This is a genomic window from Aliagarivorans taiwanensis DSM 22990, assembly GCF_000429505.1.
In the GTDB taxonomy this organism is placed as follows: domain Bacteria; phylum Pseudomonadota; class Gammaproteobacteria; order Enterobacterales; family Celerinatantimonadaceae; genus Aliagarivorans; species Aliagarivorans taiwanensis.
Window position 1 is genome coordinate 16,265 of sequence record NZ_AUBZ01000040.1, and the last position, 23,502, is coordinate 39,766.

14 protein-coding genes are annotated in these 23,502 nt (G+C 51.5%); 10 read left to right on the forward strand and 4 right to left on the reverse strand.

The annotated features are described in order from the left end of the window. The first annotated feature begins 81 nt into the window (after nucleotides 1-81). Nucleotides 82-735, forward strand: a complete 654-nt coding sequence (locus tag G462_RS0117195; RefSeq protein ID WP_026960089.1) for a hypothetical protein — start codon at nucleotides 82-84, stop codon at nucleotides 733-735. A gap of 318 nt (nucleotides 736-1,053) precedes the next feature. Here G462_RS0117195 and aldA read toward each other — a convergent pair whose 3' ends face one another. The 3 genes from aldA to G462_RS0117210 form a co-directional block, all read right to left on the reverse strand. Then, nucleotides 1,054-2,496, reverse strand: coding sequence for an aldehyde dehydrogenase (gene aldA / locus G462_RS0117200; RefSeq protein ID WP_026960090.1), 1,443 nt, complete (start codon nucleotides 2,494-2,496; stop codon nucleotides 1,054-1,056). An 85-nt stretch (nucleotides 2,497-2,581) separates the two neighbouring features. Further along, complete coding sequence (locus tag G462_RS0117205) at nucleotides 2,582-3,670, reverse strand: glycoside hydrolase family 117 protein (RefSeq protein WP_026960091.1); 1,089 nt, start codon at nucleotides 3,668-3,670, stop codon at nucleotides 2,582-2,584. A 444-nt stretch (nucleotides 3,671-4,114) separates the two neighbouring features. Continuing rightward, a complete protein-coding gene (locus G462_RS0117210) occupies nucleotides 4,115-5,209 on the reverse strand; it encodes an ABC transporter ATP-binding protein (protein WP_026960092.1) in 1,095 nt (364 codons plus the stop codon). Nucleotides 5,210-5,815: 606 nt separating this feature from the next. Here G462_RS0117210 and G462_RS0117220 point away from each other — a divergent pair. From G462_RS0117220 to G462_RS0117240, 5 genes are all read left to right on the forward strand, one after another. Further along, nucleotides 5,816-6,619, forward strand: coding sequence for a carbohydrate ABC transporter permease (locus tag G462_RS0117220; RefSeq protein WP_211234239.1), 804 nt, complete (start codon nucleotides 5,816-5,818; stop codon nucleotides 6,617-6,619). A gap of 194 nt (nucleotides 6,620-6,813) precedes the next feature. Then, the gene (locus G462_RS0117225; protein WP_211234240.1) at nucleotides 6,814-7,515 is read left to right on the forward strand and encodes a carbohydrate ABC transporter permease; all 702 of its coding nucleotides are present in this window, start codon (nucleotides 6,814-6,816) and stop codon (nucleotides 7,513-7,515) included. Between the two features lie 272 nt (nucleotides 7,516-7,787). Further along, nucleotides 7,788-9,035 (forward strand): ABC transporter substrate-binding protein, encoded by a 1,248-nt coding sequence (locus tag G462_RS0117230; RefSeq protein ID WP_026960095.1) that lies wholly within the window; start codon nucleotides 7,788-7,790, stop codon nucleotides 9,033-9,035. Nucleotides 9,036-9,277: 242 nt separating this feature from the next. Beyond that, nucleotides 9,278-11,065, forward strand: a complete 1,788-nt coding sequence (locus G462_RS23215; protein WP_026960096.1) for a methyl-accepting chemotaxis protein — start codon at nucleotides 9,278-9,280, stop codon at nucleotides 11,063-11,065. 516 nt (nucleotides 11,066-11,581) lie between these two features. Beyond that, complete coding sequence (locus G462_RS0117240; protein WP_026960097.1) at nucleotides 11,582-12,913, forward strand: carbohydrate porin; 1,332 nt, start codon at nucleotides 11,582-11,584, stop codon at nucleotides 12,911-12,913. Between the two features lie 165 nt (nucleotides 12,914-13,078). On the opposite strand, the gene G462_RS23220 is transcribed toward G462_RS0117240, so the two are convergent. Beyond that, a complete protein-coding gene (locus G462_RS23220; protein WP_035478192.1) occupies nucleotides 13,079-15,520 on the reverse strand; it encodes a glycoside hydrolase family 2 TIM barrel-domain containing protein in 2,442 nt (813 codons plus the stop codon). Between the two features lie 632 nt (nucleotides 15,521-16,152). Between G462_RS23220 and G462_RS0117250 the strand changes: the two genes are divergently transcribed. The 4 genes from G462_RS0117250 to G462_RS24360 all read left to right on the forward strand — a co-directional run. Then, nucleotides 16,153-19,020 (forward strand): hypothetical protein, encoded by a 2,868-nt coding sequence (locus G462_RS0117250; RefSeq protein WP_026960098.1) that lies wholly within the window; start codon nucleotides 16,153-16,155, stop codon nucleotides 19,018-19,020. A gap of 325 nt (nucleotides 19,021-19,345) precedes the next feature. Beyond that, nucleotides 19,346-19,873, forward strand: coding sequence for a hypothetical protein (locus tag G462_RS0117255; RefSeq protein ID WP_026960099.1), 528 nt, complete (start codon nucleotides 19,346-19,348; stop codon nucleotides 19,871-19,873). Between the two features lie 170 nt (nucleotides 19,874-20,043). Beyond that, the gene (locus G462_RS0117260) at nucleotides 20,044-23,196 is read left to right on the forward strand and encodes a GlyGly-CTERM sorting domain-containing protein (RefSeq protein WP_051326828.1); all 3,153 of its coding nucleotides are present in this window, start codon (nucleotides 20,044-20,046) and stop codon (nucleotides 23,194-23,196) included. 160 nt (nucleotides 23,197-23,356) lie between these two features. Next, nucleotides 23,357-23,502: IS4/Tn5 family transposase DNA-binding protein (locus G462_RS24360; protein ID WP_035477413.1), on the forward strand; the 146-nt coding region annotated here is incomplete at its 3' end.

Genomic DNA, 23,502 nt, shown 5'->3' on the forward strand with positions numbered 1-23,502 from the left:
GTAAAACAGAGGGTTAGTTTTATGGATAGGTAATTGCATGTACCATCTGGTAAAACTCATTTCGTAAAAAGGACTTAGCGAATGAAACCGACAACTATCGGGGCTTTGGCGTTGTTTGCCTTGCTATCCCATTCAGCCCACGCGGGTGTCATTGCCGTTGATTACACCGGTAGCTACCATGAAATGGCTGCACCCGGCGGGGATTTCGACGGCATTGGCGGCTTGGAAGACGTTGCACTGTTTAGCTTGGTGGACGGCGTCAATCTGTTCCAGGGCGCAGTACAGACGCCAGATGACCCTGCTGATGTATTTCTGATTGAGGTAGCTGCAGATCAAACCTTGGTGGCGGCGAGCATTGAATTTGGTAGCAATTTGTTCTTCGACAACGATGACTTTAGCTACAACTATTTGTTTGCTGCCCCGGGCCCTCAATGGACCCTAGAAGAGTCCAGTGAGACCCCCACGATCTTTGATGTTGCTGTGGGTAGTGATTTCGATTTTTCACCGACTGTCATCGACATTCCTTTGTCGCTAGGTGAGGGGATCTACAGTATGTTGCTGGGGAACGGCACCTTTACTGCCGTGGGCTCTGATGGTGGTTACTATCCCGTGGAGTATCAGATGAGCTTTACCATTGAAAGTGACACGCCAACGGCGGCTGCACCAGCCCCCGCCGTTGGCAGCTTGTTTGGCCTGGCTTTATTGCTGTTAACGGTGCAGCGCAGGCGCGCTTAGTCGTTATACCCGATCAACCTCAAGATGCAGGATTCAGAGGAACTCAATGCCCATAGGGCGAGGCGAAAGTACGAAGGAATAGTGAGCCATTTCAAGTGCTTTCAACGAAGAACTATGGGCATTGAGCTCCTCCCAAAGGGCGAGTTTTCCATCCCCTCATGCTGCGTTACTGCTCCTTGATTTAGACCACTAGATCGGCGGAACAGTGCCTTGCCTGAGGGGATGGAAAATCTCGCTGAACGAGCATCTTGAGGTTGTTCGGGTATAAAGGAAACACAAAAGGGCGCCCTAAGGCGCCCTTAAACCTTTCATCAACGCTTACTTATAGTTGATGTAGAAGGTCTTCTTCTCCATGTACTGCTCGAAGCCGTACTTGCCATCTTCACCGCCGGTACCACTTAGCTTGTAGCCGTTGTGGAAGCCTTGGTGCTGCTCGCCGTGGCCGCGGTTTACATAGATTTCACCAGATTCCAGCTCGGTCAGCAGGCGACGAACGTAGCGCATGTTCTGAGTGCAGATCATGGTGGCCAGGCCGTACTCGCTGTCGTTAGCGTAGCCGATCACTTCCTCGAAGGTCTCGAACTTAACAACCGGTAGGATAGGGCCGAATGACTCTTCGTGAACGATGGTCATATCTTGGGTCACATCGGTCAATACGGTAGGTTCGAACCAGAAGCCTTTCTCGAACTCAGCGCCGCTTAAGCGCTGACCGCCGCACAGTACGGTGGCGCCTTCTTCAACCGCTTGGGCAACGAGTGCTTCCATGTGCTCAAGTTCGCGACGGTTAACCTTTGGACCCATGTCAGAGTCGGCGTCCATTGGGTTACCCACCTTCATGGCTTTCACTTTTTCCATGAAGATCGCCATGAACTCGTCGTAGACGCTGGTGTGTACGTACATACGCTCGTTACAGGTACATACTTGGCCACAGTTGTCGAAGCGCGAGTGCAGGGCTGCTGCAGCGGCTTGCTCAAGATCGGCATCTTCCATCACGATGAACGGTGCTTTACCGCCCAGCTCAAGCTGAACGTGCGCCATGTTGGCCGCGGTTGACTTGATAATCGCTTGGCCAACCGGGGTTGAGCCAGTCATGGTCACCATGTTGGTCAGTGGGTGGGCACACAGGGTACCGCCTAGCGCAGAACCGCCACCGGTTACGATGTTCAGAACACCTGCTGGGATACCGGCTTCGATAGACAGCTCAGCCAGTTCTAAGGTGGCCAGTGGGGTTTCTGAGGTTGGCTTAACCACGATGGTGTTACCTGCCACCAGTGCTGGACCAATCTTACGGCCAGCCAGCGCCAGTGGGAAGTTCCAAGCGGTAATCGCAACAACTACACCACGTGGGATCTTGTAGATGTAGATTTGCTCTTCTTCGTTGTCCGACTGAACGATGTCGCCGTCCATCTGACGGGCCCAATCACAGGCGTATTCGATGAAAGATGCGGTCACGTCTACTTCGCCGTAGGCAACTTTCAACAGTTTGCCTTGTTCTTGAACCAATAGCTTGGCCAGGCGGTCACGCTCGCGGCGGATCAGTGAGGCGAACTTACGTAGGATGTCGGCACGCTCACGGGCTGGGCGTTTGGCCCAATCGGCCTGAGCGCGCTTGGCTGCTTGCATAGCAACATCGGCATCTTTCTCGTCGCCGTTTTGAATGGTCGCTACCACTTCTTCGTTAGATGGATTGATAACCTGATCCAATTGACCGCTCTTCGCGTCGATCCATTGGCCATCTACAAACATTTGATACTGTTTCATTACTCAATGCCTTCCTAGGTTAGAAAGAGTGGTGCAGGGCCAACTTGGGGTTTAGCCCCACACCGATTAACGTCAATAGGTGTGATTAGTTGCTGTTTTGGAACGTGCCCGCATCCAGGATCTGGCGCTTCACGCGGTAGCGGCAGATATAGTTCCAGTTCCAGCTCGCATCGTATTTGTGGCAAAGCCCCCAATGCAGGCCAGGATCTTCCAGCGGTGTATCGTCGTTCGGGCGGAAGATGCCCAGCGCTTCAGGTGCGCCTTTGATGTAAGACATGATCTCGAAGTTAATGCCATCAGCGGCCCACTGAATGCTGTTCTTCTCAGGTCCGTCGGTGGTAATCAGCGAGGCGATACCGCCATTTTGGTGCCATACCGCCACTTCGTGACCACTGTTAGAGATCGGGTTGTACTCCGACTTGGTGTAAGGGCCCAAGATATTGTCGGCAATGGCCACGCCATGTTTGATCTCGCGACCACCCATGTTCATTGACTCGCCCATGGTTTCGCCTTTGTAGTAAAGGTAGAACTTACCTTTGAAGAACATCAGGCAAGGATCGTGCACCTTGTGGCTGTCAAAGCTGCCTTTCGCTTTCACGTGGAAGCGGTTGTCTTCATCGCCATCCCACTCGCCGTCTTTTGATGGGCTTACGATAGGGGCGTCAGACTTGGTCCATGGGCCGAACGGTGAGTCTGCCCAAGCGATGGCAATCTCTTCAAACTGGCGGTTGGTGTAGGGCGCTTGTACGGTCTGGTAAACCAGATAGTACTTGCCTTCATGAACCAGTACTTCGGGGGTGAATACTGCGCGGTCATCGAAGCGGCCAGCTTCGCCGGGGGCGATGGCACAACCGTGTTCAGTCCAGTGTTGGCCGTCTTCAGAGGAGGCGTGCCACACTTCAGTTTTATCCCATGGGAAGACTTTGTCATCTGGGTTGTCAGAGCCGAAACCGACGGTCTCGCCTTCCCCTTTGGTATACCAGCAGTGATAGACACCATCTACCTGAATAACGGCGGTTGGGTCGCGACGAATCACGCCCTCTTCATAAGCGAAGTCACCGGTCAAAGGGGCTTCATCAAATTCAATTAACCACTCAGGACCACGTTGGTCGTAGCCGAGTTCGATAGCACGGCGCGACGCCAAACTGAGTTTTTTTACTTCGTTTTCAGACATATCCATATTACCAGATACTAAAGATGCTATCAGGTTAACCAATTATGAGTTTTTGGTACACCTGTATTTTGGGGGCGGCACGGGAACTTGTCATAAGTATGAGCTTGTGCACGTTTTTGTTGCCGGAGGAGGCAAGTGAGCACAGTGTTTGCCGGTTGCCTAGTCAGTCATACTCATACTCGCTGGCTGGTTAGCCAGTGGTTGTCTGCAGCATAACAAGCTGGTAAGTGTTGTGCGAACCTTGAACAAGCAGAGTGATACCTGGAGCACTAAATTGAGGATGGGCTGACAGGCTGATGCAAGCGGGGGAAAACGTAGCGTGATCTTAGTGGGGGTCAGTGAGTCGGGGAGGAAGTGGCAAAGGGATAGGCAAATACGGCGCTAGCTCCTGAGGCATTATGTTGCGGCAGGAGCTGAGCGCGCAGGTTTGCGGCTGATGAGCGATTACACGTTGCTTACGCAGAATCCGCTTTCATCGAACACGTGACAGCTAGCTGGTGAGAAGTACAGGTCCAGCTTCTGGTAGGCGGTCACTTCTTTATCGCCTGGGTGGTGCACAATAAAGTTGTCTTGCTCGGCAAAGCGGCCGAATAAGTACGTGCTGTTACCCAAGCGTTCAACCACTTCGCTCTCGAACTGAATCTTGATGTCGCCGTCTTGCTGGTCGACCGAGATATGTTCTGGACGAACACCCACTTTCACAGCGGCATCGATGCTTAGGTTGTGCTCGGCGGCTACGGCAAGTTCAATCACTTGCTGGTCGTCTAGTCGTACGTGGATCTTACCTTCAGCGATGTCTACCACTTTGGCATCAACGAAGTTCATCTTCGGCGAGCCGATAAAGCCGGCTACGAACATATTGGCGGGCTTGTTATACAGATCCAGCGGGGTACCCACTTGCTCAACACGGCCGTCACGCAGAACCACAATCTTGTCGGCAAGGGTCATCGCCTCTACCTGATCGTGGGTTACGTAGATCATGGTGGTGTCGATTTCTTGGTGCAGCTTGGCGATTTGCAAGCGCATCTCAACCCGCAGCTCGGCATCAAGGTTTGATAGCGGCTCATCGAACAAGAAGGCTTTAGGGTTACGTACAATGGCGCGGCCAATGGCTACACGCTGACGTTGACCACCTGATAGCTCTTTTGGACGGCGCTTAAGAAGGGCTTCCAGCTGCAGCGTTTTGGCTGCCAACTCAACGTTCTTCTTAACTTCGCTCTTAGACATGCCGTTCATCTTCAAGCCAAAGCCCATGTTCTCTTCCACGGTCATGTGGGGGTAGAGGGCGTAAGACTGGAACACCATTGAGATGCCACGATCGGCCGGCTCGACGTCGTTAACACGCTTGTCATCGATATGGATATCACCGCCAGAGATTGTTTCCAGACCTGCAATTAGGCGCAACAGCGTTGATTTACCGCAGCCCGATGGGCCAACGAAAACAACGAACTCTCCGTGCTCGATATCTAAGTCTACTCCATGAATAGTTTGGACTTTGCCAAACCGCTTCTCTACATTAGATAGTTTTATTCCTGCCATTATTTAGTCCTAAAGATGAACTCTTACCTAGTTGTCAACCAAATTACCCTAAAAAAGACCATTGGTTAACAGGTTTGTGTATTTAGCGTCCATATTGTGAACCAACTCATAGTTATAGGGTTGGAGACTTAGTTACTACATACGATGCCTCCGAATTTGAGCTGGGTCACATTAAACTTGTCAACCAATTGCTAGTCTAGCCCCATGATTTGGTAGGCCAATACTTTTTTTTGGCCAAGTAGCTGGCCCGGGACAGGCGCTATTACTGGACTTAGGGTCAATCAAAGGAAGGTAGTTATGGAACTAAGGTGCTGGGCTCAGATCTCAGCGCGGGCTCAAGGGACGTCGAGTACTGCTAGTAGCAGAGGCGAAACAAAAGAGGGCGCATGCACATTGCTGCAACAATCCATCCCTCTCTTCGGCCTTAGCCAACAGTTCAAATAGCAGTACAGATGTCTAGCCAAGCGCTAAACAAAGTTGATTAACCACGTAGCCAGAATAGCGGCTGTGTAATATTGATTGATGTAAATTGAGGTCATAGTTTTGAAAGTCGACAAAAGGTTATTATTCCTTCTCCCCGCATTGTTTCTATACATAGCCTTTACTATGTTTCCGGTAATGAAAGGGATCTCGCTATCCTTAACCGAATATGCAGGCGTGGGTGAAGCCACTTTCGTTGGAATGGACAATTACAAAGAGATTTTCCAAGACCAACGTTATCTGCAAGTTCTCAAGAACACCTTGGTTTATGGCATCACTGTTGTCATCTTCCAAAACGGCCTGGGACTTATCTTTGCAGCCATCCTAAACAGCATCCCCGCAGTACGCGACGCAATCCGTACCGCCTTGCTGGTTCCTTCTATGCTATCACTGGTTATCGCCGGTTACGTATGGCAGTTCCTGTACGCCCCAATGGGCGGTGGCTTAAACGAGCTGCTGGTATCTTTGGGCCTAGGCAGTTGGCAGCGGGTATGGCTGGGTGACTCAAGCATCGCACTGTTCTCGGTAGCGGCTGTGCACGTGTGGATGTTTGTAGGTTACTCCACCGCTATCTTCCTGGCTGGCTACTCAGGTATCTCTTCTGAAGTGAAGGATGCAGCCCGCGTAGACGGCGTGTCTCCTATCAAATCTTTCTTCTACATTGATATTCCATTGTTGGCGCCGGCCATCACGGTAAACATTACCCTGGCAACCATCGGTACCCTGAAGTCTTTCGAATTCCCATTCATTATGACCGCAGGTGGACCTGACTACGCAACGATGACCTTAGGTTTGAGAATCTTCCAGTTGATCTTTAGTGAATTTAAGTATGGTTCTGCTGCTGCGCTATCGGTAGTGATGATTCTACTGGTTGCCCTTATCACGGTTGCTCAAAACAGCTACCTACGTTCGAGAGAGGATAAGATCTAATGGATGGTATTACTATTAAAAGCAAGGTGGAAAGCGTGGACTCATCCTCGAATAGCAAATTAGCCAGCATCTTTTGTATGCGGAATATTAAACAAGGCTCAATGATCTTCTTAATGAGCGCTGTAACCCTAATATTGCTATCTCCAGTAATTTATATGGTGTTCATGTCTTTCCGTAGTCGTCGGGAAATCATGATGGAGCCATTAGCGCTGCCAACTAAATTTCACTTCAGTAATTACCTGAATGTAATTTCCGATATGAACTACCTTGGCACCGTAATGAATACCGTGGGTGTAACAGTTGTAACTATTATTCTGGTGTCGATTCTGTCTTCACTAGCTGCTTACCCTCTAGCTAGATTGCGCAGTAAGGTTTCATCATTAGTTTATGTTTTCTTCCTGCTGGGTATGGTTATTCCACCGTTTGCAGCACTAACGCCTTTATATCTGTTCATTCGTGATTTGGGCTTGTTGGATACCTATGCGGCACTGGTTATCGTATATACAGTTGGACACTTGCCTTTGGGTGTATTCTTCTACACCAGCTTTATGAAGGCGATTCCAAAAGAGTTGGAAGAGGCGGCTACCCTGGATGGCGCAAGCCCACTGAAGATCTACTGGTATGTCATCTTCCCAATGCTTAAGCCAATCACCGGTACGCTGGCTATCTTCATCACCTTGGGTGTATGGAACGACGTAGTTAACCCGCTGTTGTTTATTACCACCAATGAGAAGCTTACCATTATGCCTGCGGTACTGCGCTTCTTGGGCACCTACTCGGTAGACCCAACCAAGCTGTTCCCGGCTGCGGTACTGGCGTCCTTGCCATTGTTGGTTGTGTTCTTCGCACTGTCTAAACAGATTGTGAATGGTATGACCGCAGGTGCTGTTAAGTAATTGGATATATGCCAGGTCGAGTGTTATTTATTCACCTGGCATTTTTTATGATTTATTAAGTTTTGGAGAGAGGTTGTGATATTTCAATCTTTTTCCATATGGCGTTTATTTGATCATATTTGTTTATTTTGTGATCTGCGCTGAAAACGTTTGCCTGTGTTTTGTGTAAGAATGCAAGTGGACGAATGAACGACCGTTAATGTAATGCTTTAGCAACACTGTGTTAGTAAAAAACTAATGCAGAAAATATAACGACATAAGGAAGCAACGATATGGAACTTAAGAATGCTGTAGCTGGCTCATTATTAGCTACTTGTATGTTCAGCTTATCTACTCAAGCTGCGACAGAGCTGGAAGTATCCAGCTGGAAGGGAGCCGGTGCAGAAGTCGCTAACTTTCCTCTGATTATCGAGCGTTTCGAAGAGAAATACCCAGATATCAAAGTTAAATTAAACTACATGGCTCGTAACGACATGGTGACCAGTATTCCAGCGCGTATGCAAGCTGGCAATCCACCTGATGTTGTAATGGTTGATGCTGAATTTATTTTGCACTGGGGCGGTAATGGTCAGTTGATGCCTCTAAATGACCAAGCTTACGTTTCACGTGTGCAACCTCACCTGAAGCGCTTTTTAGGTCTGGGTGACGATATCTACTACTCGATGTTGCAAGTATCTGGTATGGGCGTGTACGTAAACGATGATTTGTTCAGACAGGCTGGCGTTGAAAGCTACCCTAATACCATCGATGAGCTAGTAGGCGTATGTAAGGCGTTTAACGACAAAGGCATTCAGCCTTTGCTAATGGCTGCGAACAACGGTGGTTGGACTCCTTACGTTTACTTCTTGGCGATGGCGCTGGCTGATTCTGATACGCCAAACCCAACCCGTATCGACGATTTCGTAAGCGGTGAGAAGAAATTTGCTGACGACCAAGCGATGAAGAATGCCTTCGAAGGCTTCCGTGCGATGATCAACGCAGACTGCTTCGACCCAATGGTGTCTGCCGGTACTGACCCATGGTCTGTTGCTCTGACTACCTTCCAATCTGGCCGTGTTGCGATGCTGCCTCAGGGTATGTGGAACATCACGCCATTTAGCAATGACCAACTGCCTGAGAACTTCTCTCTGCACCCATTCCCAGTCATCAATGGCAGCAAGCCAGTGGTGATGGATTACAACGGTCCGGGTTGGGCGATTCCAAAAGATTCTGGCCAAGTTGAAGCGGCTAAGAAATGGATCGACTTCTGGATGACCGATGAGAACCTGAAAGAGTACTTGACCGCTGACACTTCGATCACCACCTTGCAAGGCGGTACTTCTGGTGTACCTTCGCTGGCTGCGCCATACGAAGATGCACGTACTGCTGGTCAAGTTGTGACCTTCCCAGTGGGTTCTATCCCAGCAGATTTGGGTGCCGAAATGCCGCATGACATCACCTCGTTCATGCTGGACCCAGATCAAGACTACAACGCTATCTTGGCCCGTTGGGACAAGCTTGTAGAAAAAGAACTGAACTAATTAGCTGTTGAAAAGCTAATAGCTTAGCCACGTACCAGGCAAATACGCTGTGTTTGTCTGGTACGGTTTCGGTCACTACTTAGCGCGTAGCGCTAAGGCAATGGGACTAAAAGGACGTCCCGGATAATCGGTAATTAACAATAGATATGTGTGATTTATAGCGTCACAAGGAAACATCCGCACCAAACCTGTGTGGCAGGGTTTTCTTGGTTAGAACCCCAGCAAGAATTAGAGTTTTGAATATGCAAAAAGCCTCGTTTAAGTTGAAGATCATCTTGGTCGTAGTTGCAGTATTACTCGCCTCCCTCCTGTCATCCTTTCTGGTTACAAAGAGAATAATCAGCGATAGCATCGAGCAAACCTATCTTGAGCATCTGACAACACAAGTCGAGCTGATCTCGGAGCGGGTTGAATCCGAAGTGGCATCAGGGATCCGCATCGCCGAGAGTGTTAACCTCAATCTCTCTAATCTCGCCCATATTCAACACGCGACTGGGTTTTATCGCGTATCCAAAGTGATGTTTGGCTCCTTGTTCACCCCCGATCCTGAGGTCGAGTTTGTTGAAGGGCAGCCGCCCACGTTCACCAAGCTTGATGAGGCCACCGAGCAGCATTATTTACAGCTAGATGAAATCGCCCAACGTGAGATTAATCTTAGTAATGTGTTTTACGACAGCGGCATACCGCTGATGTCGATTTCCCAAAGCTCACTGGACTCCAGTGGCGGTACCGACATCTTTATTCTCGACTTGTCGAGGATCTTGCAAGGTCTTGAGAACAAAGACGTTGAAGGCGGCTACATCCAAGTTATCGATAATAACGGCGAGGTGGTGTTCTCCAACCTTGTGGACGTGGACGATGTGACTAGCCTGGAGCAGAGTATCTCGATCCACGACCGCGAGTGGAAGGTCACCGGCTATATCGACAATCAATACATTGCCCAAAAAAGTGCTGACCTAAACCAGCGCATCACCCTGCTAATGCTTCTGGCCGCGGCGCTGTTTGTCGCTGTTGCTGTGATTGCCATCAACCTGACCTATCGGCCGATCTCTGCCTTGCGCGGGGTGATTGATGCGCTGTCATCCGGCGAGGCCGATCTGACCCGTCGGCTGAATGTCACCAACAATGACGATATCGGCAAGATCTCCTCAGGGGTAAACAGCTTTGTTAGCAACCTGCAATCGATTTTGTTGAACCTGCGCAGCTCCAGTGAGCAGACCACCCATCAGGTCGGGGAACTGCAAGATAAAACCGACGCCAACGAATCAATGATGCTGCGCCACAACGAAGAGATTATCCAGGTGGTTACCGCTGTCGGTCAGATGGCGCAGGCCGCCGATAGCGTGGCCCAATCGAGCGAAGAGGCCTCTGCGCTTGCTCAAGAAGCACTGACCAGCGCCGATGCCAGTAAGCAAGTGGTTGAAGAGTCGGTCACCTCGGTGAATGCACTGAGCTCGGAGTTCGAGCAGATGGTGAAGTCCGCCAACTCGATGAACGCCGATGTAGAGAAGATTTCCACGGTCCTCGATGTGATCGGTGGTATTGCTGAGCAGACCAACCTGCTGGCACTCAACGCTGCCATTGAAGCTGCGCGTGCTGGCGAGCAGGGCCGAGGGTTTGCGGTGGTCGCTGACGAAGTTCGACTATTGGCTGCCCGCACCCAGCAAAGCACCTCTGATATTGAGAACATGCTAACCAATCTGCAGCAGGGCAGTCAGGCGGTTAAGCAAGAGCTGGAAGCAACCCGATTAAGCTGCTTGGCCACCTCTGACCAAACTATGAAGGTGCATGGGTCTCTGGACTTGGTGCTCAATGCAGTTAACGAAATCGTGGCTCGGAACCAGGAAATTGCCTCCGCCGCCACCGAGCAGCGCACTGTGACCAGTGAGATCCACCAACGTATTGAAGAGATCAATGGCATGGTGGAAGACCTGAAAGTGAATAGCCGGCAATCTGTTTCCAATATGAAAGAGCTGGCTAAAGCAAATCAATCGGTTGACGAGTTAGTCGGGCGTTTCACCCTGGCTTAACTTAGCGCACGTTTTGCAAAGTCTGTTTTAGGGTCGGCTAGTCAATGGTCGACCCTTATATTATCTTCTAACCGGTACTATGTAAGCTAATTAGTCTGGTATTCAACATCGCTCACAAACCATTCTTACGATGTTGTGGTAAACCTCTCGCTCTTCTATTTGTTTGGCAATTGGTAAATCAATGTCGCGTGACATAACTGCTTGTGAAATAAGCGAATAAGCAGATTGCCATTAACTTAAGTCGAATTAAAACAGTGCTTTAAGTTGTTAGCGTGCTTTGGTTGTGATGTTTATGAGATATTGATCTCATTTTTGCTGGTTCAACATATTAGACCAAAATCCGTTATTGGTTGATTGCTGATCAAATATGTTAGATCTATCACTTTATTTTGGTTGGCCTTTCGATACCATTTCTTCAGCCAATAGGTAATTGGTTAATTAGTTTTTAGGAAGAACGTACTACTTACTGGAAATCTAAAAGGGATGTAGGTCCCGGAACGGACGAAAGGAACAATAATGAAAAGCAACTATTTTAAGATCTCAGCAGTGGCGTCTAGCCTTCTGATTGCGATGTCTGCACAGGCCGCAATTCCTGAGGGTGCAAGTTTCAAAGGTTATGCCGTAGCAGGTGCTGGTTTCTCGAACAGCGACATTCTGAATACTGCCGCGTATGACTGGGCAAACAATGGCTTCAACATCTTCCGCCTAGACGGTACTCACTACGACCACTCTGGTGGCCGCCTGGGTAACGAAGCGAACTGGCTTGAGATGTACATGGGCTACGGTTTCGCAGAAACTAACGGAATGACGTGGGGCTTCAAAGCAAACGTTGTTTCTGACGGTGCCACTCTGGATCTGGATGAAATCTACACCCAAGCGACTGGCGTGTTTAAATCTAACCCTGATGCAACCATCTGGGTTGGTAAGCGCTACTACGGCCGTGTAAGCACAAACATCAACGATACCTTGCCACTGCAAAACGATGGCTACGGTTTCGGTATCGAGACCGTTGATATCGGCTTCGCTGATCTGGAACTGAGCGTAACTCGCAACCTGTACGATGGTAGCTCAAACGATGACCAAAATGCTGTTTTGGGCGATCTGACTGCATTCCAATCTGCGATTAAAGGTATTCACATTACCGATGGCGCTGCACTAGACCTGTTCGCTAACTACGGTGCTCATATTGGTCCGAACTCTAAGAGTGACGTAACCAAAGAAAATACTGATAGCGCTTACCAGCTAGCTACCCAACTGCGCTTGGGTGACTGGAACAACTGGAACAACATCTTCCTGCGCTACAGCAACAATGCTTCACACTCTATCACTGCAACCTACCTGATCATGCCTGAGCATCAGATTGGTGGTTTCTGGGAAGGTGTTTACAACGTAACTGATAACTACCGCATCCACTATGTATGGTCACACGAGACGTCAATGTTTGATGACGAAGCGCGTTTCCGCACTGGTGCACGTGGCTACAACTACGGCGACGTAGATAAGAAGCACTGGAACGCTTTGGTATTGCGTAACAGCTACACTTGGAATGAGCGCTTCACTACTGAGCTGGAAACTGGCTATGAGTCAGCGAAGTTCAAAACTATTGATGGCGGCTCTCAAACCAACGATGGTTACAAAGTGACTCTGTCTCAAAACATCCATATCAACAGTGGCTTCTGGGATCGCCCAGTTATCCGCTTCTTCGTGACCTACGCGTCTCAAGATGTGGCTAAAGCAACCACCACTGATTGGAACTCTTGTGATGAAAACTGGGTTTGTGATGGCCCATCTAAAATCGGCAAGACCAACGCAACTACCGTTGGTGCTCAGTTCGAAGCTTGGTGGTAAGCCTCGCTTAATAAGCTGATTTAGTTAATCCTAGTAAAGCCCGCATAGCTGCTATGCGGGCTTTTTGTATATCTGAGTTTGTTCAGATAGATAAAAATAGCCCCGGCTAGATGCGTGGGGCTTTGATTGGCAAACCAAGAATTACCGGGGCAGCCCGAGTCCCCGCTAGCGCAGGATAAGAGACTGGTGAATATCGCCGTTTGCGCTTACTTGCAGCGTCACTAACCCCTCGCCATTGCGGCGCACTAACGCCAAGGCTCTTCCCTGAGAAGTGCTCACCCGCCCACCTTGATAGGCTGCCACGTTATCGATGGCGCCGTTGTCCACGCCAAGTAGCTCGGCTGGGCCACTGAGCTCAAAGGTTAGCGCCATTTGCTGATGGCGAACTGCGACACCTTGCGCATCCTGCAGTTGAACCGCAATATGGGTGGCATCGTCCGTCTCGAGCGAGGTTGGCTCTTGAGTAAGAGTCAACCCACTTGGTGCGCCGCTGCTGACTAAGCAATCTTCACACACTGGCTGACCTTGGGTGTAGCCACGGGCGATTACTTGTCCGTTCTCAAAAGGTATCGCCCAGCGGCATACCCGATCGGCCTGCTGATCTACGCGTACTCGTCCTATAACTCGGCCATTCACTTCCAGCTCCAGCTCCTCACAGTTGCTGTAGGCCTGAATCAGCACGGTTTGCTCATCATAGTTCCAGTGGCGGTATTGCTCAGGCCACAGCCATAGGCGGGTTTTCCAGGCCTCGCTGTCACGTTCAAAAGCTTGCTGAGTCGCAGGGCCAACCCGGTAGCTGTCAAGATCGCACTCACAGGTGGTGAGGGTCAGGGTGGGGCTGTCTTGCCATAGCGATTTAAACAAGTAGTAACTGGGTTTAGGGAAGCCGGCACCATCGAGTAGGCCTGAGCCAGTGGCTTTCTCCGGCCATTTATTGTGCATCTCGCCGAGGTAGTCGATGCCAGTCCAGAGGAACACGCCGGCGACCTGTGGGTTGTCCAGCACCGCTTTCCACTCATGCCACTGCGGCAGGTTCTCATTACCGATGATCGGATATTGCGGGTAGTGCTGCTTGGCGTAAGGGTAGATGACCTGGCGATAGCTAAAGCCGACCACATCCAACGCCTCGGCGTAGCCAGACAAAAAGCTGGCAGAGGGCAGGATGCAGTTGGCGGTGACTGGTCGGGTGCTATCGAGCTGCTTCACCCATGCCGAGAGCATTTGCGCGGTCTCGCCGATATCGTGTGTTTGGCGCGGCAGCGTATCGAGGTAGTGCTGGATTTGCTCAGGGCTATGTGGCGGCATACTCCAGAAGTAATTCCCGGACCACTGAGCGTCAAAGAAGCCAGTGGCCTCAGCATTGCGTGGGTAGGTCCACTCAATCTCATTGCCAATGCTCCACATAAAGATGCAAGGGTGGTTGCGGTGGGCGAGTAGGGCATTGCTCAGATCGCGCTTGGCGTTGTCGGCAAAGAAATGGGCATAGCCTTGCGAGAGAGCATCGCCGGTTTGGTCTCCCATGTTAAGGCGCATATCTTTGGGGTAGTCCCACTCGTCAAAGAACTCATCTTGCACCAGCAGCCCTAGCTTGTCGCACAGGCTTAAAAAGGATGCCGATGCCGGGTTATGGGCGCTGCGCACCGCGTTCACTCCGGCCTGTTTAAGTGTGAGCAGGCGACGGGTCCACACGCTATCGGGCACCGCCGCGCCTACCAAGCCGCCGTCGTGATGCAGGCATACGCCTTTAATCTGCAGCGCCTGGCCATTTAGCGAGAAACCGCCGCTGGGGTCGAACTCAAACCAACGGATCCCCAGCGGCTGCTCAAGGCGGTCCACTTCGACACCGTTACACCGTACCGAGGTGACACAGCGATACAGGTAGGGGGAATCTGGTGACCATAGCTTGGGCTGAGCGATCTCAAGGCTGAGGGTGTGCTCGCTTGCTGTGCTGGCGGTTTGTGATACGCAGGCTAGTGGTGTTTGGCTATTGACGTCGAACACCTCCATCTGTAGCTCTACATCGGCATCTTTTGGGAGCGGCTTAGATAGCGCAATGCAATGACTGACCACTGCACGCTCCTCACTCACTTGCGGGGTGGTGAGGTGGTGTTGCCACAACGGGATATGCAGTTCGTTTGTCAGTAACAGATGCACATTGCGGTAGATACCCGCACCGGGATACCAACGGCTATCGGCAATGCGGCTGCGATCAACATGGATCACTAGCTCGTTCTCGTCACCTTGTCGTAAGCGATTGGTAATATCCAGATAAAACGGCGTGTAGCCATTTATCTGATGATGCAAAGGCTCGCCGTTAAGAGTGAGTGAGGCATGGTTATAGATGCCATCAAACACCAGTAGCGCGCGTTTGTCTGGCTCGCAATCCAGGCTAAAGCGTTTGCGATACCAACCCTGCCCACCGGGCAGGTAACCGGTCGCGCCTTCGTATTGCTCTGAGAAGGGCTGGCTAACGCTCCAGTCGTGGGGAAGTGTTACTGCTTGCCATTGGTCCTTGTCTGGCTGAGTGTCGGCAAGCTGAAATTGCCACTGTTCGTTGAATAGTGTTAGCTGCCGTGGGGAGCTTGGATCGAGAGTCTGTAAGTACATCGCTGGGCCCGTTGATGAAAAGTGATGGATGAGCGCCATCGGGCTGCCTTGTGCGCAAGTTTATGGCTTTTCATGACTTGCATTACGTCAAACTGGCTTAAAGAGCAGACCGATTTATCAATATTGGTTTACCTGTTTGCGATATTGCGATCAGACAGGGGGGAAATCAGTGAACAAGCTCACATAACCTGTTTTCCCCGATTTTTAGTACTTATTACCTCTAAATAGGTGCCTTAACTAATGAAAAACCTCAAGATTGGTTGACTAAATTGTCAGAAAAACCATTGATTTAGTTAATTTGGTTATCGAATAAATTTGACTTATCGACCTATTAGCGGAAGTGTTAGCTCAATCACTTTAAATTGGTCGCCCTTTGGCTATCTTTTGACACTGGTGAATGAAACTGGTTGACCAGGTGCCAAGCTTAAAATGGTAGCACCTCATCAATACCTTCCAGATTATCTCTGCTTTTACCGAACGATTAATGCGTCGACAGCCATGGTTTTGGCCCGCATTCATCGCTAACAGCAGTGGCAACGATTTCACAATGACTGTGATGCCTCAGGTAAAGGCGCGGGTCATATTGCTCGAAGGGAACTCCTCGGAGCTTAATAACAGTACAAGGTGAATGTATGAAACTGAGAAAAGCCAGGCTCGCTGGTTTGATTTCTTTAGCACTATTGGGTAGCTATGGCTGCGCGTCGACAAGCGATGAGGCAAGCGAAGGCGCTGCTGATGCGGCGGCTGAAAAAGCCGAAGATACCGGTGGTGCACTTCCTGAGTTTGAAAGTGATGCAATCCTCTCTCTCGCATCGCTAGACCACGCCAGCGCCAGCATGGTAAGCGGCCAAGGTGTGACCAAGGGTGATAAGGCGCTGCGCCTTGATTTCGAAGCCGTCTCTGAGGCTAACAAGTTCAACTACTGGCCGCATATTAAGCTGCGCCCAGAAGGGGGCTTCTGGAACTGGAACGCCAACGGCAGCTTAACCCTGGATATGACCAACCCAAGCGACTCCCCGGTTAACGTCATTCTGAAACTAGTGGACAACGTGGGCGCCATGGGCGCTGGCACCAACCAAATCAACTACGCCGTGAGTATTGCGCCGGGCGCTACCGAAAACGTAGAGATGCTGTTTAACGGTACTCAACGTGCGCTGGCAGGCTATTGGGGCGGTGAAAAACTGAATCTGCGTAATCTGGTCGAATTCCAGGTGTTTGTTCAAGGTCCTGCCGATGAGCAAAGCGTAATTATTGATAACTTCGGTCTGGTTGCCGCAACCGGTGACTTTGTTGCCGCTGATGCTGGCGAAGTGGTCGTGGAAGGCCCAGTGCCGGGGCTACTTGATATCACCCACTTTGAGAAAGGTGAAGCGCGGGTATTGTCTGATCGCTCCAGCGCACCGAACAAGTTTGTTAAGCACGGTGACAGCCGCTCGATTGAAGCGGTATTCCCTGAAGGCACCCAATGGCCCAACCTGACCTTTATGGCTGACCAGCCTTGGGATTGGTCTGAGGTGGGCGATTTTAACCTCGCCGTTGATATGGCCAACATTGGCGATCAGCCCGTGCAACTGTTTGTGCGTATCGATGATGCGGAAAACCAAAACTTTGGCGGTGTGGCCAACGGTGTTGAGCACAGTATCTCGGCCTACGTAACACTAGCCCCCGGCGATGATGGCACCTACTACATCGCCCTTAAGCAGTTGAGCGACCAGCTGGTTAGTGGCATGCGCTCTGAGCCGCCGAAGAAGGCCTACAATGCGCAGGCGATCAGCTACGGCTGGGGTGAGACTGAGCTAGACGTGTCGAACATCGTGTCGATGCAGCTGTATATGGAGAAGGGCAACGATGCCAAGATCCGAGTTGATAGCCTGCGTTTGATCCCCAACATCGATGCCGACACCAGCCGCTACGAAGGCATTATGGATGAGTTCGGTCAGTTCACCGGTTACGACTGGCCAGAGAAGATCCTCGATGAAGCTCAGCTTCAGCAAGATGGTAAAGAAGCGCTAGCGCATATCGGCAACCCGCAACCTCTGGCTGATCGCAGCAAGTTTGGTGGCTGGGCTGAGGGCCCTCGCTATGATGCCACTGGCTTCTTCCGCGTTGAGAAAATCGATGGCAAATGGGCGATGATCGACCCAGAAGGCTACCTGTTCTTCGCCACCGGTCTGGCCAACGTGCGCATGGACGACACTGTGACGGTAACTGGTATCGACTTTGCCGACCCAGATACGCGCGGCGGACAAGAAGTTGCCTCGCAACTGCGTAACGCCATGTTCGAGTGGTTGCCGGAATATGACGAAGAGTTGGCTGCGAACTATGACTACGCCAGCTACATGCACTCTGGAGCACTGCCTAAGGGTGAGGTATTCAGCTTCTACCGCGCCAACCTGATGCGTAAGTACGACACCGACCTGGAAAGTGCGCTAGATATCTGGGAAGAAGTCACCCTGGATCGCATGGTTGACTGGGGCTTTACCACCTTGGGTAACTGGTCTGATCCGCGCTTCTACCACAACGAACGCGTTGCCTATGAGGCGCATGGCTGGATTATGGGTGACCACGCTCGCATCAGCACCGGTAACGACTACTGGGGCCCAATCCACGATCCGTTCGACCCTGAGTTTGTGACCAGCACCCGTAACATGGCGGAGTCGGTGGCCAGCGAAGTGAAAGGGCCAAACGACCCGTGGTTGATGGGTATCTTCGTTGATAACGAGATGAGCTGGGGTAACACCCTTAATGAAGCCAACCACTATGGCTTGATCGTTAATGCCTTGAGCTATGACGCAGCTACCAGCCCAGCGAAAGCTGCCTTCTCGAAAGTACTTAAAGAGAAGTATGGCGAGGTATCGGCATTGAGCAGTGCTTGGGGCGTCGATATTGCCTCGTGGGAAGCCTTCGACAAGTCGTTTGATCACCGCTCGCGCCTGAGCTCAGCGATGAAGAAAGACTACTCCGAGCTGATGCAGATGCTGTCTGAGAAGTACTTCTCCATTGTACAAGCCGAGCTTAAGCGTGTGCTGCCTAACCACATGTACCTAGGTGCCCGTTTTGCCGACTGGGGTGTGACCCCTGAGATTGCACGCGGTGCAGCGCCATATGTGGATGTGATGAGCTACAACCTTTACGCCGACACCCTGACCGGTAAAGGCGACTGGAGCCGTCTGCCAGAGCTGGACAAGCCAAGCATCATCGGTGAGTTCCACTTTGGTTCTACCGATACCGGCCTGTTCCACGGCGGTATTGTCGCTGCAGCCGACCAAAAAGACCGTGCCCGCAAATACCGCGAGTACATGGAGAGTGTGATTGAGAATCCGTACTTTATTGGTGCCCACTGGTTCCAATACCTGGATTCGCCAGCCACCGGTCGTGCCTGGGATGGTGAGAACTACAACATCGGCTTTGTAACTATCGGCGACGTGCCTTACGAGGCGCTGGTAGAAGAAGCCAAACAGGTCAACCAAGAGTTGTACCAACTGCGTTACGGCAAGTAAGCCCGAGGCAACCTGCATAGGGGTGTGGGTTGCCTTTTTTAGTGATACCCGAACAACCTCAAGGTGCAGGATTCAGAGGCGCTCAATGTCCATAGGACGAGGCGAAAATGCGAAGGAATGGTGACCCATTTCGAGTGTTTTTAACGAAGAACTATGGACATTAAGCGCCTCCCGGAGGGCGAGTTTTCCAGTCCCTCATACTGCGTTACTGCTCCTTGATTTAGACCACTAGATCGGCGGAGCAGTGCCTTGCCTGAGGGACTGGTAACTCTCGCTGAACATGCATCTTGAGGTTGCTCGGGTATAACCCACGGAGGGAGTGTTTATGAAGTATTTAGCGTTCGCCCTGTTGCTGCCGGCCTTTTCTGGGCTTGCATCCAGCACATTGGTTACATCGTTTGAAGAGAACGATCCCTCCTACACGCTTGCCGTGGACAACAAAGCCAGCCAATCCATCGTTGAAGGCATCGAGTATGCCACCGATCAAGACAGAGCCTGGAAGGTCTCCTTAGGGCCGGCTTGGTCGGGCGGCGTCAAGATCTACAACGACAAGGGTTGGGATTGGCGCAAGTACGGCAGCCTCTACCTGGATGTGGTCAACCCAAGCAATAAGCGCGCTCACTTTCAGGTGCGAGTGCTAAGTAACTTTGCCTGGGAGGAAGACAGCGCCATGAGCTGTAGCTTCGAACTCGATCCGGGAACTGAGCTCGACCTGCAAGTGGTCTTTGGCAAAGCCTCCCACTGCCACCACGGTAAGAAGTTTAACCGGGGGCGGGTGATGGAGCTTCAGTTATGGACCGAGCGTAGCGCCGAGGTTTCGCTGTATGTCGACAATATTCGGGTTGGGCGCTGAGTGTATATCCGAGCGACCGAGAGAGATTAAAAGTAGGCGAATCGCCATTGGTGAATCCCTGTTTTTATAAAAAAGCGCAGATAAAACAAGACGCTTTTAATGCAATACCAGAGAGGAGCTGCCCGGCAATTTATGGGCAGTTAGAAAAGAGAGAACATAAGGAAATATCTATGAAGGCTTTTAAAGTTTCGGTGCTGGCCGCATCGATGCTTGCGGCGGTACCAGCGTTTGCTGCAACGACCTTGATAACCTCATTTGAGGATGGCGATCCTGCGTTCCAGTTGTCTACCAATGGCACTGGTGCGGCACAGGAAATCGTTGCGGAGAACGCCACCGACGGAAACAACTCATGGCGGGTTACTTTAGGAGCAGGCTTCGCGTCGTCGGCGGACCTGTATAATGAGAACTCCTGGAACTGGAGCGATCAAACCAAGTTGCTGGTTGATGTAGTTAACACCAACAGCGGCACCATTAACTTCGGCTATAAAGTTCTTACCAACTACACTTGGTTGGACCCGGACATTCTGACCGATTACACAAATGTTGAGCCTGGCACGACCACTATTGAGATCCCCTTGGATGAGGTATCGGAGTTTGGCGTTATCGGTGAAACCTACAACAAAGGTGTTGCCCATACCATCCAGTTCTTCTCTGCGAATTCACCAGATTCAGTACTGTACTTCGACAACATTCGCGTAAGCGATGGCAACGATGAAACGCCTGTAGATCCACCCGCTCCAACCCCAGTCGAAGGCTCGGTTGCCAGTGCACCAGTTAAAACTCTGGCGCAACTAGAGACCTTCGACAGCATGCCTGCATCGCTTCAGCCAGCAGGCGACAACATTGCGGTAGAGCTGGTTGAACAAGGCGTAAGCATCGGTAGCTCAGCCTTGCAAGCAACCTACGCGGCGGGCACTTGGGATGGCATCGTGTTTGCTCCAGCCGTCGCTGACGGTGGCGCTGCTTGGAACTGGTCTGAACTGGGCGATGATATCGCGGTAGCTGTGGACATCACTAACCCCAGCGACAGCAACGTTAACGTAATTACTCGTATCTCTGATAACGTAGATTCGAGTGATGAAGGCTTCCCTGCACGTATGGCGACCGTGCCAGCCAACTCCACCGAAACCATCTTTGTCAGTCTGCAAGACTTAGCGCCACGACTTACCCAAGCAGAGCGCGTTGCGCACTTGGGCATGCGTGATATCCCGGCCCTGCCTGCCCACCATGTGGGTAACGAGTGGCTGGGCGAGTGGCAAACACTGGATACTGGCCGCATTACCACCTTGCGTTTCTACCTACCGGGCCTTGCCAGTGATACCACGCTGATCTTTGACAACCTGCGGGTGATCAAAGACCTCAACGCCGATTCGGCCTATGCCGAGATTGTTGATGCGCGCGGTCAAAACAATCAGGTGACCTACCCCAACAAGGTCGCTAAAGCCACTGACCTGGCTGACTTGGGTAGCGCAGAAGCTGCAGACGGCGTACTCGGTGAGCTACAAGGTAGCGCCCGCGGCGGCGACTACGGTAGCCACCCAAGCCTTCAACCAACTGTTGATTGTGTGCTTGACGCGCCAGCTTCGTTCAACGCCTGTAAGGATGCGGATGGCAAGTGGCATCTGGTTGACCCGGATGGCTACGCCTTCTTCTCCAGCGGTGTGGCGAATATCCGCCTGACCGACACCTACACCATGACCGGTGTTGCCACTAATGGTGAGAACTCGGCGCTGCGCCAGTCTATGTTTGTAGACATTCCGGGCGGCTACGTGAATGAGTCCACTGGACCGGTTCACAGCGGCCCAGTTTCTCAGGGGCAATCGGTCAGCTTCTACGGTAACAACCTGGTTGCTCGTCACGGTAGTGAAGAGGCATGGCGCGAGATTACCCTTAAGCGTATGAAGGACTGGGGCTTTACTACCCTAGGTAACTGGACCGATCCCGCGTTCTACGCCGAAACCGATATGCCGTATGTGGCCAATGGCTGGACCGCCAGCTGTAACGGCGCCGATGGCTGTGGCGATTACAAAGTGATTGGCGATGGCTACTGGGGCGGAATCCCTGACCCATGGGATCCTCAGTTTGCAGCCAATGCGGCGCTAATGGCGGCGCAAATAAAGGCAGGCGTGGGTGGCCAAACCGACTTGTTGGTGGGTATCTACGTTGACAACGAGTTCAGCTGGGGGAACAGCAACGGCCAGTACGACAACGAGAACCAAAACCTGCTAACCCAGATCATCGCAACCTTCGCCACTGACGCGACCACGGCGGGCAACAGCCCAGCGAAAGAAGCCTTGATTGACGTCATGCAGCAGAGTTGGGGCTTGAACTATGCCGATATCTCAGCGCTGAATGCTGCATGGGGCACCAGCTATGGCTCTTTTGATGACTTGCTGCCAAGCATCAATCTCACCGATTTCTACACCGGTGAGCAAGCTGCGATTACCGCTGACTTGAATGCGCTGCAGTATTTCTATGCCTTGCGTTACTTTACCGTTGTGAGCGATGCGCTAGAGGCAGAGTTGCCGGGTCACCTCTATCTGGGGGCGCGCTTCGCTGATTGGGGCCGTACTCCACCAGTGGTGCAAGCGGCATCTGACGTTGTCGATGTGATTAGCTACAACATCTACAAAGAGAGCGTGACTGCAGACGACTGGGATTCAGCGGCTCTGGATCAACTTGCCACTCTGGACAAGCCTGCGATTATCGGTGAGTTCCACTTTGGTTCGCTAGATAGCGGTAGCTATGCCGAAGGTATTGTCGGTGCGGCTTCACAGGCTGCCCGTGCTGAGAAGATGATGGCCTACTACGAGTCGGTGATTGATAACACCAACTTTGTGGGTGCTCACTGGTTCCAGTACATCGACTCTCCACTGAGTGGCCGCGCGTGGGATGGCGAGAACTACAACGTAGGTCTGGTCAGCGTTACCGATAGCCCGTACACCGAGATGACCGATGCTGCGCGTTTGGTGAACTGCTACATCTATGATGCAAGCCTCAAAGATCAGTGTGCCACCGAGCTAGCCGCCGCGGATAGCGAAGCGACCGCACTGGCTGCTGGCAATGCAAGCGCTCGTTCGTCGGCCTTGTACTCGGGTAACAACATCGGAGTGTCCCACAGTGGTCCGGCTGCACCGGCGCCAGAGGACGAGGAAGGTGACACCACTGACCCTGATGGTCCTGATACGCCAGACGAGCCAGACACTCCAGACGAGCCAGATACAGAAGAGCCGCCGTACCACAACGGTGGTGGTAGCAGCAGCTGGCTGGTTATCTTTGGCCTAGCGGTAATGGCGCTGGTTCGCCGTAAAGCGCAAGCATAAAGACTTTGAATTAGGTGGGAAGCCCTTCCCACCGCGTAACAAGCCACCCAATAGGGCTGTCTCTTATACACAAATCCCCGAACATCGTTCGGGGATTTTTTTTGAACTCAATCCTCACCTTGTGATCAGATCATTTAGATTTCTCAATGAGATGGTTACGATGGACAGTTCAAACCCAATGGAGTGGGCACAAGCGCAGTTTAGTCAGGCAGAGCTCAATGACCCCAGACGTACTCAAAGGCTTATATCGCTAGCTGCTTCACTTGCCAGCCAACCCGGAGTCGCTGTGTCTAAACTGGCTATTTC

What these genes read in the sequence shown, in the direction of transcription:
- G462_RS0117225 (WP_211234240.1), top strand. Translation starts at nt 6,814, where the DNA reads ATGGAGCCATTAGCGCTGCCAACTAAATTTCACTTCAGTAATTACCTG.
- G462_RS0117250 (WP_026960098.1), top strand. Translation starts at nt 16,153, where the DNA reads ATGAAACTGAGAAAAGCCAGGCTCGCTGGTTTGATTTCTTTAGCACTA.
- G462_RS0117205 (WP_026960091.1), bottom strand. Translation starts at nt 3,670, where the DNA reads ATGTCTGAAAACGAAGTAAAAAAACTCAGTTTGGCGTCGCGCCGTGCT.
- G462_RS23215 (WP_026960096.1), top strand. Translation starts at nt 9,278, where the DNA reads ATGCAAAAAGCCTCGTTTAAGTTGAAGATCATCTTGGTCGTAGTTGCA.
- G462_RS0117220 (WP_211234239.1), top strand. Translation starts at nt 5,816, where the DNA reads ATGTTTCCGGTAATGAAAGGGATCTCGCTATCCTTAACCGAATATGCA.
- G462_RS0117240 (WP_026960097.1), top strand. Translation starts at nt 11,582, where the DNA reads ATGAAAAGCAACTATTTTAAGATCTCAGCAGTGGCGTCTAGCCTTCTG.
- G462_RS0117210 (WP_026960092.1), bottom strand. Translation starts at nt 5,209, where the DNA reads ATGGCAGGAATAAAACTATCTAATGTAGAGAAGCGGTTTGGCAAAGTC.
- aldA (WP_026960090.1), bottom strand. Translation starts at nt 2,496, where the DNA reads ATGAAACAGTATCAAATGTTTGTAGATGGCCAATGGATCGACGCGAAG.
- G462_RS23220 (WP_035478192.1), bottom strand. Translation starts at nt 15,520, where the DNA reads ATGTACTTACAGACTCTCGATCCAAGCTCCCCACGGCAGCTAACACTA.
- G462_RS0117255 (WP_026960099.1), top strand. Translation starts at nt 19,346, where the DNA reads ATGAAGTATTTAGCGTTCGCCCTGTTGCTGCCGGCCTTTTCTGGGCTT.
- G462_RS0117195 (WP_026960089.1), top strand. Translation starts at nt 82, where the DNA reads ATGAAACCGACAACTATCGGGGCTTTGGCGTTGTTTGCCTTGCTATCC.
- G462_RS0117260 (WP_051326828.1), top strand. Translation starts at nt 20,044, where the DNA reads ATGAAGGCTTTTAAAGTTTCGGTGCTGGCCGCATCGATGCTTGCGGCG.
- G462_RS0117230 (WP_026960095.1), top strand. Translation starts at nt 7,788, where the DNA reads ATGGAACTTAAGAATGCTGTAGCTGGCTCATTATTAGCTACTTGTATG.